Source organism: Mesorhizobium sp. M8A.F.Ca.ET.021.01.1.1 (genome assembly GCF_003998025.1).
Lineage (GTDB): Bacteria > Pseudomonadota > Alphaproteobacteria > Rhizobiales > Rhizobiaceae > Mesorhizobium.
This window is the reverse complement of the sequence record NZ_RZSJ01000173.1, coordinates 1-10,535: the sequence shown is the minus strand read 5'-3', so window position 1 is coordinate 10,535 and position 10,535 is coordinate 1. Positions and strand designations below refer to the sequence as shown.

At 62.6% G+C, this 10,535-nt stretch carries 9 protein-coding genes and 1 pseudogene; 1 reads left to right on the top strand and 9 read right to left on the bottom strand.

The window, feature by feature from the left end:
* Positions 1-321 precede the first annotated feature (321 nt).
* Entirely contained in the window at positions 322-1,035 is a 714-nt protein-coding gene (locus EOA36_RS15770) for an XRE family transcriptional regulator (protein WP_127278422.1), read from the bottom strand.
* 261 nt (positions 1,036-1,296) lie between these two features.
* Here EOA36_RS15770 and EOA36_RS15765 point away from each other — a divergent pair, with 261 nt between their 5' ends.
* Complete coding sequence (locus EOA36_RS15765) at positions 1,297-2,655, top strand: NAD(P)/FAD-dependent oxidoreductase (RefSeq protein ID WP_127278421.1); 1,359 nt, start codon at positions 1,297-1,299, stop codon at positions 2,653-2,655.
* Between the two features lie 24 nt (positions 2,656-2,679).
* Here the strand turns inward: EOA36_RS15765 and EOA36_RS15760 are convergent, their stop codons facing one another.
* The 8 genes and pseudogenes from EOA36_RS15760 to EOA36_RS15725 all read right to left on the bottom strand — a co-directional run.
* Complete coding sequence (locus tag EOA36_RS15760; RefSeq protein ID WP_127278420.1) at positions 2,680-3,057, bottom strand: GFA family protein; 378 nt, start codon at positions 3,055-3,057, stop codon at positions 2,680-2,682.
* Between the two features lie 38 nt (positions 3,058-3,095).
* Entirely contained in the window at positions 3,096-5,078 is a 1,983-nt protein-coding gene (locus EOA36_RS15755; protein ID WP_127278419.1) for an ABC transporter permease subunit, read from the bottom strand.
* The gene (locus tag EOA36_RS15750; protein ID WP_127278418.1) at positions 5,075-6,148 is read right to left on the bottom strand and encodes a glycine betaine/L-proline ABC transporter ATP-binding protein; all 1,074 of its coding nucleotides are present in this window, start codon (positions 6,146-6,148) and stop codon (positions 5,075-5,077) included. The genes EOA36_RS15755 and EOA36_RS15750 overlap by 4 nt, the downstream gene beginning before the upstream one ends.
* 76 nt (positions 6,149-6,224) lie before the next feature.
* Positions 6,225-7,199 (bottom strand): ABC transporter substrate-binding protein, encoded by a 975-nt coding sequence (locus EOA36_RS15745; RefSeq protein ID WP_127278417.1) that lies wholly within the window; start codon positions 7,197-7,199, stop codon positions 6,225-6,227.
* A gap of 423 nt (positions 7,200-7,622) precedes the next feature.
* The gene (locus EOA36_RS15740) at positions 7,623-8,387 is read right to left on the bottom strand and encodes an SDR family oxidoreductase (protein WP_127278416.1); all 765 of its coding nucleotides are present in this window, start codon (positions 8,385-8,387) and stop codon (positions 7,623-7,625) included.
* A 57-nt stretch (positions 8,388-8,444) separates the two neighbouring features.
* The gene (locus EOA36_RS15735) at positions 8,445-9,026 is read right to left on the bottom strand and encodes a hypothetical protein (RefSeq protein ID WP_127278415.1); all 582 of its coding nucleotides are present in this window, start codon (positions 9,024-9,026) and stop codon (positions 8,445-8,447) included.
* A gap of 100 nt (positions 9,027-9,126) precedes the next feature.
* Positions 9,127-9,924: a DUF427 domain-containing protein gene (locus tag EOA36_RS15730; protein WP_245464367.1), complete on the bottom strand. Its 798-nt coding sequence runs from the start codon at positions 9,922-9,924 to the stop codon at positions 9,127-9,129.
* Between the two features lie 277 nt (positions 9,925-10,201).
* Positions 10,202-10,535, bottom strand: a pseudogene (locus EOA36_RS15725) (peptide ABC transporter substrate-binding protein); the annotation flags it as partial.

Here is a 10,535-nt window from a genome sequence, read left to right as displayed (position 1 = left end):
CAGCGGGTGACGCAGCCGAAATGGGCGCGGCGCCTGCATCGCGTCATACGCGACCTGCCGGAGGAACTCGCCACCTACAAGGGCTTGACGCGCTATCGTTCGACGCTGGTCGAGTGGCTGTCGAAGCTGGATGATGGGAGCGCGACATCACAGGGGTTTGGGCCGGATTGACCTCCAAAGACTTGGGTTCCTCGCCCCCGCCAGAGGCGGGGAAGAGGTGTCCGCGAAGCGGACGGAGAGGGGCCTTCGTAGGGCGCTCCCCTCTCCGTCTCGGCTTCGCCGAGCCACCTCTCCCCACTACAGGGGCGAGGAACCAAGTGCCTAACCCGCGCTATTCTGCGGATAGCAGATAATCGAAAGGTACCGCATCGGCAGCCGCGTGAGCTCTTCCGGCCCGTGCGGCGCGTCGGCGTCGAAGAACAGGCTGTCGCCGGGCTTCATCGGATAGAGGTTGCTGCCATGCCGGTAAACGACCTCGCCCTCGAGCATGTAGAGGAACTCCATGCCCTCGTGCTGGAAGGTCGGGAACACGTCGGAATCCTCGGTCAGCGTGATCAGATAGGGTTCGACCACGACACCGCTGGTGTTGGAACCGATATGGCCGAGCAGATTGTACTGGTGGCCGGCGCGCGTGCCGCGGCGTTCGACGTCAAGGCCTTGGCCGGCCTTGACGAAGACAGCGCTGCGTTCTTCCTCGAAACGGCGGAAGAAGGCGGTGACGGGAACGCCGAGCGCCCGCGACAGCGCCTGCAGCGTGGTCAGCGATGGTGAGGTGATGCCGTTCTCGATCTTGGACAGCATGCCCAGCGAAATGTCGGTGGCGACGGCGAGATCGGCGACGGTGATGCCGAGCTTCTTGCGGAAGGCCCGCACCTCGCGGCCAATCGCCACCTCGAGCACTTTTTCGCGGGTATCGCGGATGGCGTGCGGGTTCTGCGTCAGCGGCGCCCGGATGGTCTTGCCGTCCGCCGAGACCTTTGGCTGCGGCTTTGGTTTGGCGCCGGCAAGCCCGGCCTTGGTACTGTCTTTCGCCATGTCGCCCCCCGGACTTCGCGGATTTATTTCACTCTAGGTGAACATGTCAGGTGGCGATACAACAGCGCAACCGCAACGGCAAGCCGTCTTGTGGCGCATGCGCCGGTCCTTTGAGTGCGGCCGTGGCCGGTTATTCGCCAGGAATCGATTGTGCGCAAATGCCGTTTCCGCAGATCGCTGTTGACAGCACGGAAGGGCCAATTACTGTCCTGTCAGTGAAATTTGTTTCGCTGGGGAAATCAAAAAAGAGGAGGCCCTGGAATGAAAACTCGTGTTGCCGTCATTGGAGCCGGGCCGTCCGGTCTGGCTCAGCTCAGGGCCTTCAAGTCGGCTGCCGACAAGGGCGCCGAGATTCCCGAGATCGTCTGCTTCGAAAAGCAGTCCGACTGGGGCGGCCTGTGGAACTACACCTGGCGCACCGGGCTCGACGAACATGGCGATCCCGTGCACGGCTCGATGTACCGCTACCTCTGGTCGAACGGGCCGAAGGAATGCCTGGAATTCGCCGACTACACGTTCGAGGAGCATTTCGGCCGGCCGATCGGCTCCTACCCGCCACGCGCCGTGCTGTGGGACTACATCAAGGGCCGCGTCGAGAAGTCGGGCCTGCGCAAATGGGTGCGCTTCAACAGCCCGGTGCGCATGGTCACTTTCTCGGACGAGACCAAGAAATTCACTGTCACCGCGCATGACCGGACCAACGACGTGACGTACTCCGAAGAGTTCGACAATGTCGTTGTTGCCTCCGGGCACTTCTCCGTGCCCAACGTGCCTTATTTCGAGGGCTTCTCGACCTTCAACGGCCGCATCCTGCACAGCCATGATTTCCGCGACGCGATGGAGTTCAAGGGCAAGGATATCCTGATCATCGGCCGCTCCTATTCGGCCGAGGACATCGGTTCGCAATGCTACAAATACGGCGCCAAATCGATCACCTCCAGCTATCGCTCCAAGCCGATGGGTTTCAAATGGCCGGAGAATTGGAAAGAGGTGCCGCTGCTGCAGAAGGTCGTCGGCAAGACGGCGCATTTCAAGGACGGCACGACCAAGGATGTCGATGCCATCATCCTGTGCACCGGCTATCTCCATTCCTTCCCCTTCCTGACCGATGACCTCAAGCTCAAGACAGCCAATCGCATGTGGCCGCTCGACCTCTACGAGGGCGTGGTCTGGGAGAAGAACCCGAAGCTGTCCTATATCGGCATGCAGGACCAGTTCTACACCTTCAACATGTTCGACGCGCAGGCCTGGTTCGCCCGCGACGTCATCATGGGCCGCATCAAGCTGCCCTCGGCCGAGGCGATGGCGGCGCATGGCGCCAAATGGCGCGCCCGCGAGGAGACGCTTGAGGACGCCGAGCAGATGATCTGGTTCCAGGGCGACTACACCAAGGAATTGATGGACCAGACCGACTATCCCGGCTTCGACGTCGAGGCGGTCAACCAGACCTTCATGGAATGGGAGCATCACAAGGCGGATGACATCATGGGCTTCCGCGATCATTCCTATCGCTCGCTGATGACCGGCACCATGGCGCCGCTGCACCATACGCCGTGGCTGCAGGCGCTGGACGATTCGATGGAGAGCTATCTCGAGGTGAAAGGCGTCGCGGCCGAGTAGTGGCCCAGGAGGCGGGCTTTGGCGTCAGTCTGGCACCACGACCCAGCCGTGGCGGCGCTTGTCGTAGACTGACTTTGTCGGCGCCGGGAAGGACGGATCGGCGAAACAGCCGACGGCCACGGCGACCGCCTCCGGTTTTCGTGACGGATACCAGAACACGGTCGACCCGCACGCTCCGCAGAAATGGAAGCTGATCGGGAAGCCGCTGTCGGAATCGCGTTGGAATGTCTTCGATAGGCCCCGGATATTGGTCGCGGCGGCGTCGAAGAAGGCCGCGATGCCAAACGGACTGCCGGTCCGCCGCTGACAGTCGAGGCAATGGCAAAGCGACACCATGGTCGGCTCTTGCGGGCAATGTATCTGCAATTGTCCGCAGGTGCAGCTGGCTACCCTGCTGGTCATTCTCTTCTCTCCTTTTTGGTGGTATCGGCGGTTGAGTTTTACCCCAGTCTCGCCCGTGCCTTCGCCGTCCACGCATTGAACAGCCTGTCGGCGACGATGCCGATGAAGGCGATGGCGAGGCCGGCGACAATGCCGCGGCCGGAATCGGCCTTCGACAGCGCGATGAACACTTCCTGGCCGAGGTCGCGGGTGCCGACCATGGCGCAGATGATGATCATCGCCAGCGCCATCAGGATCGTCTGGTTGACGCCGAGCATGATTTCGGGAAGCGCCAGCGGCAATTGCACACGGAAAAAAGTCTGGCGCGGCGTGCAGCCGGAAACCTTCGCCGCCTCGATCAGTGCCGGCGGCACCTGCCTGATGCCATGATTGGTGTAGCGGATCGCCGGCACCACGGCGAAGGCTATCGTTGCGATCATTGCGGTGACATCGCCGACACGAAACAGCATCACCACCGGAATGATGAAGCAGAACGACGGCAACACCTGCAGCGTGTCGATGACGGGCGTGACGATCTTTTCGAAGCGGTCGCTTCGCGCCGCCGCAAGCCCGATCGGAATGCCGATCAGGCAGGCTATGAAGGCCGAGATGCCGCAGAGATAGACCGTCGCCATGGTCTTTTCCCAAAGGCCTGTGATGGCGCAGAAGGCGGTGAGTGCCGCGACAAGTGCGGCCAGCCGCAAGCCCGAGAGCTGGTAGCCGGCAAGGCCGAGCAGGAACACCGCGCCCAGCCACGGAAATCCTTCGCAGAAGGCGCGCACCGGATTGAGCACGTTGAGGATAAGCGCCACCCGAAACGCTTCGATGATGTCGAAGAAGTTGATCGTCACCCAGTTCACCGCCGCTTTCCACAATGGCGCGGTGGTGAAGGTGATCGCCTTCGGCACGGCCGCGAAAGCCGGCACGAACAGGCCGAGCAGCGTGGTGACGGCAAGAATCGCAATGGCCAGCGTCAGATTGGGGTAGCGCCGCCAGAAACGCGGGCTGGCGGACGACCGGTGGACATTGCCTGTTGCCTGTTTGTGGGCGATGGCCTGGCTCAGCCGGTCGAGCGCGATGGCGAGCGCGACGATGGCCAGCCCGGCTTCCATCGCCTCGCCGACCTTCAGCGCGCGCAGGGCGAGCAGCACGTCGTAGCCGAGCCCGCCGGCGCCGATCATCGAGGCGATGATCACCATATTCAGCGCCAGCATGATCACCTGGTTGACGCCGACCATCAGCGTCGGCCGTGCCGAGGGCAACAGCACCCGCCACAATTTCTGCCGCGCGGTGCAGCCGGCCATGTCGCTGAACTCGCCGATCTCCAAGGGCACCCGCGTGAGGCCGAGCATGGTTGCCCGCACCATCGGCGGCGTGGCGAAGATGGCGGTGGCGATCATCGCCGAGACCGGGCTGTTGCCGAACAGGAGCAGCATCGGGATCAGGTAGGCAAAGGTCGGGATCGTCTGCATGAGGTCGAGGGCAGGGGAGACGATGAGCCTCTCCGCCCACGGCTTGCGCCACGCCCAGATGCCGGCGAATAGCCCGGTGAGAATGCAGAACGGCACCGCGATCGAGATCAGCGCCAGGGTCAGCATGGCGCTGGTCCACTGGCCGAACAGCGCGATGTAGAGGAAACAGCCGCCAACCAGCATGCCAAGTTTTCTGCCGCCGGCTGCATATCCTGCAATGAAGGCGGTCGCACAGACGCCAACCCAGGACAAACGCGGCAGCACGAAAGCGTCCGCGCCGTGACCGATCTTGAAATTCTTGGCCAAGAGGTTGAGCGCGAAGTCGAGCGGCACGCCGAGCATCGCGGTGACCGAGCGGGTCAGCCAGGACAGGTTCGACTTGATCCAGCCCATCAGCGCGCTGACCCAGTCGGCGACGGGCACGACGGCGCTCGCCGGATAGTCGACAGCCCAAGGGACGACGTCCTGCAGCAGGAACACCACCAGCACGGCGGCAAGCGCCAGCACCCAGATCACCAGCCACCGTTGAATCGGCGGCCTTGCCTGGCTGCTGCTTGCCGTTACAGTCATGCGCCGGCTCGCTCGATGCCGGCCAGAAGATCGATCACCGCTTGCGGCGTCACCTCGCCGATCGGCTTGCCGGTGCCGTTGACCACGGCGAACGGTTTACCGGCGGCAACGATGCTGGCCGAGAAGCTGGCGATCTTGGCCTCCGGCGCCACCGTGCCGCCATGTTCGGCGCCATCGCAAGGGCGCATCAGGCTGCGTGCCGAAATCACCTTGGCGCGGTCGACGTCACGGGTGAACTCGGCGACGTAGTCGGTCGCCGGATTGACCACCAGTTGCTCCGGCGTGCCGATCTGGATGACTTCGCCGTCCTTCATGATGGCGATGCGGTCGGCCAGCCTTATCGCCTCGTCGAAATCATGGGTGATGAAGACGATGGTCTTGTGCAGCATGGTCTGCAGCCGCATCAGCTCATCCTGCATCTCGCGGCGGATCAATGGATCGAGCGCCGAGAACGGCTCGTCGAGAAACCAGATTTCCGGCTTGGTGGCGAGACTGCGGGCGATGCCGACGCGCTGCTGCTGGCCGCCGGAAAGCTCGCGCGGATAGAAATGCTCGCGCCCGCGCAGGCCGACGAGTTCGATGACTTCCCGGGCGCGAGCCTCGCGTGTCGAACGATCCTGTCCCTGGATGCTGAGCGGGAAGGCGATGTTGTCGAGCACGTTCAGATGCGGCAGCAGCGCAAAATTCTGGAATACCATGCCCATGCGGTGGCGCCTGAGTTCGATCAGCGCGGCATCGGAAATCTCGAGCAGGTCCTTGCCTTCGAATTCGACCTTGCCATGTGTCGGTTCGACCAGCCGCGACATGCAGCGCACCAGCGTCGACTTGCCAGACCCTGACAGGCCCATGATGATGAAGATCTCGCCCTGTCGGATTTCGAGATCGACGGCGCGCACCGCGCCGACCAGCCCCGCTCCGGCTATGTCGGCTGCGCTGGCCTTGCCGTCGCGCTCGCGGATGAAATTGGCGGCGTTCGTCCCAAACAGTTTCCAGACATTGCGGCAGGCAAGTTTTATCGGCCGGGGATCTTTCCCCGTCGCGTTCGATGCCTGTTCAATAGCTTTCGTCATTCAGTCGTCCTTCTGGAACACCAGGAATTGAGACCCGGCTGGTACCAGCCGGGTCTCCCTTTTCCAGTCGGAGCGATCACTGCGCCCAGGCTTTCCAGTCGGCTTCGTGGGCGGCGATCCAGGCAGCGGCGACATCCTCCGGCGTCTTGCCGTCGAGATCGATCTCGCCGCTCATCTTGTTCAACTCGTCGGTGTCGATCGTGTAGGCTTTGGCCACCTTGTAGGCGACCGGCCATTTGTCCTTCATGCCGTTCCAGGAATATTTCCAGATCTCGCCATGCGGCTTGCCGCAGTCGTATTTGGCGTCCGGGTTCACGCCCCATTTCGGGTCGTTGTAGCACTCGGGTGTGTATTCGGGGAATTGCACCCATTCGCCCTTGTATTTTGCAGGCGCCCAATGCGGTGAGTAGATCCACAGCATGATCGGCGCCTTGCGCTGATAGGCGGAATCGAGTTCGGCGAACATCGCCGCATCGGTGCCGGCATGGATGACGGTGAAGGGCAGTTTCAGCGCCGCGACACGTTCGTCGTCAAAACCTTCCCAGGTCACCGGGCCACCGAGATAGCGCCCTTTCGGTGCCGTCTCGGCGGTCGAGAACGATGCCGCGCAGGTGGCGTCGAGCAGCGCGTGCCAGTCCGGCAAGGTCGGGCACTTTTCCTTCATGTATTCAGGAAACCACCACTCTTCCTTGGCTTTCGGGCCGAGCTTGCCGAGCCGTTCGGTCTGGCCAGTGGCGTCGGAGGCCTTCATGGCCTCGCCGGCGGTGGTGTCCCAGAACTCCAGGCCGACATCGATGTCGCCATTGGTGAGGCCGGTGGTCAGGCTGGAGAGATAGTCGGCGGTCGGATATTCGACGGTATAGCCGAGCTTTTCCAGGATGCCGCCGAGGATCTTGGCGTTGAGGTTGACGCTGGTCCAGTCGAACAAGGCAATCTTGATCGGGTCGTTGGACTCCGGTGCCGCTGCCTGCGCTGTCGGCGTCATGACACTTGCCGCGGCAAGTGCAAAAGCTCCCATTGAGAATTTCGAAATCACACTGCGAACTGGCATTGCTTGGTTCTCCTTCAAGCTGTGACGTTTATTGGTCGTTCCCTTCTTGCGTCTTTTCTTGATTGTGTTGGAAAGGCTGGCTGTTGCGCAAGGCTGTTGTCGCCAGCGGCGCAAGGCCGGCGCGGCGATGCTCGATTTCGATGATGACGGATGCTGCCGGGGCGGCCCAGTCTCATGGCCGATCGATCGCCGCGATAGCAATCCGCGGATCACTTGCCAGTCCTGCGGCGCTCTGCAAGGTGCGAGCCATCAAGGTCATGATCTCGGCTGTTGGCCGGCAAGCCCCGTCTCGCCAGCGCGTTTCATAGGATGAAATTATATATACCAACGTTCATGCCGCGCAACGACTAACGCTACGTTCGCGGCGTATTTCAGGCTGCAGGCCAAGTCGGCCGACGCCGACGGACAGGGCTCGCATGCCTGTTACCAGCAGACGTAGCCGCCGTCGACGATCAGGTCGAGGCCGGTGACGAAGCTCGACGCCCGGCTGGCCAGGAACACTGTCGGCCCGACCATTTCCTCGGGCGCCGCCATTCGTCCCATCGGCGTGTCGCGTTTGAAGATCTTGACCTCTTCCGCAACCTCCGGCCGCTTGTTCATCGGCGTCAGCGTGTAGCCCGGGCTGACGACGTTGACGCGCAGCCCGCGATCGGCCCACTCCATGGCCAGGCTCTTCGACATATGGATGACGGCGGCCTTCGAGGAATTGTAGTGCGCCTGCGTCAGCCCGCGATTGACGATGGTGCCCGACATCGAGGCGATGTTGATGATCGAGCCCTTGCCGCGCGCCAGCATCTTGCGCGCTTCGGCCTGGCAGGACAGGAACACGCCGGCGACATTGACTTCGTGCACCCTCCGCCATTTGTCCAGCGACAGCGCCTCGGCTGGTTCCGAGCCGGCAATGCCGGCATTGTTGACGGCGACCGTCAACGCACCGAGTTCGGCTTCGATGCGATCGATGGCCGTGGCGAGGTCACCCTCCGACGTCACCGTGCCGGCCAGCACCAGCGCCTTGCGCCCGAGTGCCGTGATCCGGTGGGCGGTTTCGTCCAGCCCGCCCTTCGACGTATGGCCGAAACAGGCGACATCGGCGCCTGCTTCGGCCAGCCCGATCGCGATTGCCTGGCCGATGCCGCTGCCGGCACCGGTGACCAGTGCGACGTCACCATTCAGTTTGAAAAGATCCATTGCTAGCCCTCCCTGTGCGGTGAGGGTATTCGCTATGCCGTCTCTCGATCAACCTCTTCAGAAATCACAGGCCCTCGGGCGCATTTCAGAGGACCAGTCCTTCAGCGGTACCGGTTTGAACTTGCCCTTGATGGGTTTGCCCGCCTCCAAATCCTTGGAGACGGTACCCTTGCCGGTGAGATAGTTGATGTCGCATTCGCCAAGCGTCGTCTCGACGCCGCTCGACGTCTGCTGGTTCCAGTCCCAATTGCGGCTATAGCCGCCGACCAGGAACTTGCCCTGGCGATGCACGATCGTCAGCGTCTCTTCCGTCGATTTGCTGGCGCCGCAGCCGAAGCAGGACGTAACCGACAGCGATCCCTTGTCCTTGCTTTCGAGATCGATGACCCGGTCTTCCGTCAGCCCTTTCCTGACGAAATCCGCTTGGCGTGAGGGACCGGGCTTTTCCGAGTCCAGATAGATGTAGAGATCGGCGGGGCCGCCGGCCTCTTGCTGGACGACCGCCCGGTCGCTCTTGCCGTCCCGATCGATGTCGAGCTTCAACTCGAAGGCGGGAGCGTTCTTGGCAAGCACCGGCATCGGCGTCGCCGCCAGGGCGACAAGCCAGGGCCAAATCGCATGATGGAGTGCTTTCCTCATAAGCAGGTGTCCGCCGCGGCACAAAAATAGCACCGCTGCCGACGGACGCAAATGCGAAACGCAAGGCTGAACCAGGTCCTGACCAGTCGAGCGTGAAGGCTCAGAAATATCCGTCGGACGCGGCCGTGGCCTCCTTAGGGATTTCGACGCCGTCGACCAGGATCTTGTCGACCAGTTCGTGGTGGAAACAGACCAGTCCCTTGATGCGTTCTGCTTCATGCACCGGCTCTGGATAGTACCAGACCAGGTTCTCGTGGCGCTTCTTGGCTGTCGTCACGTGATAGTAGTTGGAGATGCCCTTGTAGGGGCAGCGTGAGATGTAGCGGCTGGGCGCAAACATATCGAGCCGTGTGTCCGAAATGGGCAGATAATGGCGCACTGGATGCCCGGTCTCGAACAGGAACACGCCGCGCCGCGAATCTGCGACCTGCTCGCCATCGAGGATAACCTGTACGCGCCGCGAGGAGGGCAGGCAGTCGACGCGGCGGAACGGATCGCGGGCATGGACGAAGATCTCCTCGTCCTCCTCGAACCAGTGGCCCATCTTGCTCCACACGAACGACATGTAGCCTGAGATCGGCGGGCAACCCTTGACGGGATCGAGATAGCGCCATGCGCCATCCTCGACCAGGGTGATGCCTGTATTGAGCGAGTAGTGCGTGGCGACGCCCTTGTATGGGTCTTCCGTCGTCGTCTTCGAGGGCAGCAGGAATTCCTCGCGCACGTCCTCGATCGGAAAATAGTAGACCGGCAGATGGTCCGATTCGTACAAAACCAGTGCCCTGGTGGTGTCGGCAACGGTCATCGAACCGACCTGGACCCGCAGCCGCTTCAGCGACGGCATGGTGAAGGCGACATAGCCGGGCTCGAAATCGTACTGCACGATAGTGTCGAGCACGGGGAAATGCGGTCCGCGACCGCGCAGATGAGGCTTGCGAATGGTAGTCTCCCGTTTCTTGTCTGTCGTGGCCGGACGACGGCGCATGGCTAGGGCGATATGAGGCCGAGCCGATGGCCGGCGAGGGCTTCCGGGCGGCGGGCGTTGCCGGTGTCGAATCGCTGGAACGATGGCCCCCCATCGTTCGTCGCGGCCCTGCTGCCGGATAGCCCCACCGCCCGAAACCCGGAGCGGTCCGATCTGGCCTCTGCCTGTTCGAGCATGATCTCGGCAGCCTCTACCCCAGCGACACACGATCGAGCAGCAGCCCGGCGGCGATCGGCGGCAGGCCGCTGACATTCTTGCGCACCGGCACCAGAAGGTCCGGGAAGTAGCTGAAGATCACAGGCGTCTCGTCGAGCAGCAGTTTCTGGATGTCGGATGCAGCCGCGCGCTGCGCGCCGATGTCGAGCGCCTTGAGGTAGCTGGCGACCATGCCGTCATAGGCAGGGCTCTTGAAATGCGCGGCGTTCCACGGGCCGTCGCTGACCAGCGGGCTCTTCAAAAAGACATTCGGCACGCTGCGATGCGCGTAGTCGGTGATGCCGAGCGGGCTGTCCAGCCAGTCCGAC

What these genes read in the sequence shown, in the direction of transcription:
- EOA36_RS15760 (WP_127278420.1), bottom strand. Translation starts at nt 3,057, where the DNA reads ATGACCAGCAGGGTAGCCAGCTGCACCTGCGGACAATTGCAGATACAT.
- EOA36_RS15755 (WP_127278419.1), bottom strand. Translation starts at nt 5,078, where the DNA reads ATGACTGTAACGGCAAGCAGCAGCCAGGCAAGGCCGCCGATTCAACGG.
- EOA36_RS15735 (WP_127278415.1), bottom strand. Translation starts at nt 9,026, where the DNA reads ATGAGGAAAGCACTCCATCATGCGATTTGGCCCTGGCTTGTCGCCCTG.
- EOA36_RS15765 (WP_127278421.1), top strand. Translation starts at nt 1,297, where the DNA reads ATGAAAACTCGTGTTGCCGTCATTGGAGCCGGGCCGTCCGGTCTGGCT.
- EOA36_RS15745 (WP_127278417.1), bottom strand. Translation starts at nt 7,199, where the DNA reads ATGCCAGTTCGCAGTGTGATTTCGAAATTCTCAATGGGAGCTTTTGCA.
- EOA36_RS15750 (WP_127278418.1), bottom strand. Translation starts at nt 6,148, where the DNA reads ATGACGAAAGCTATTGAACAGGCATCGAACGCGACGGGGAAAGATCCC.
- EOA36_RS15770 (WP_127278422.1), bottom strand. Translation starts at nt 1,035, where the DNA reads ATGGCGAAAGACAGTACCAAGGCCGGGCTTGCCGGCGCCAAACCAAAG.
- EOA36_RS15740 (WP_127278416.1), bottom strand. Translation starts at nt 8,387, where the DNA reads ATGGATCTTTTCAAACTGAATGGTGACGTCGCACTGGTCACCGGTGCC.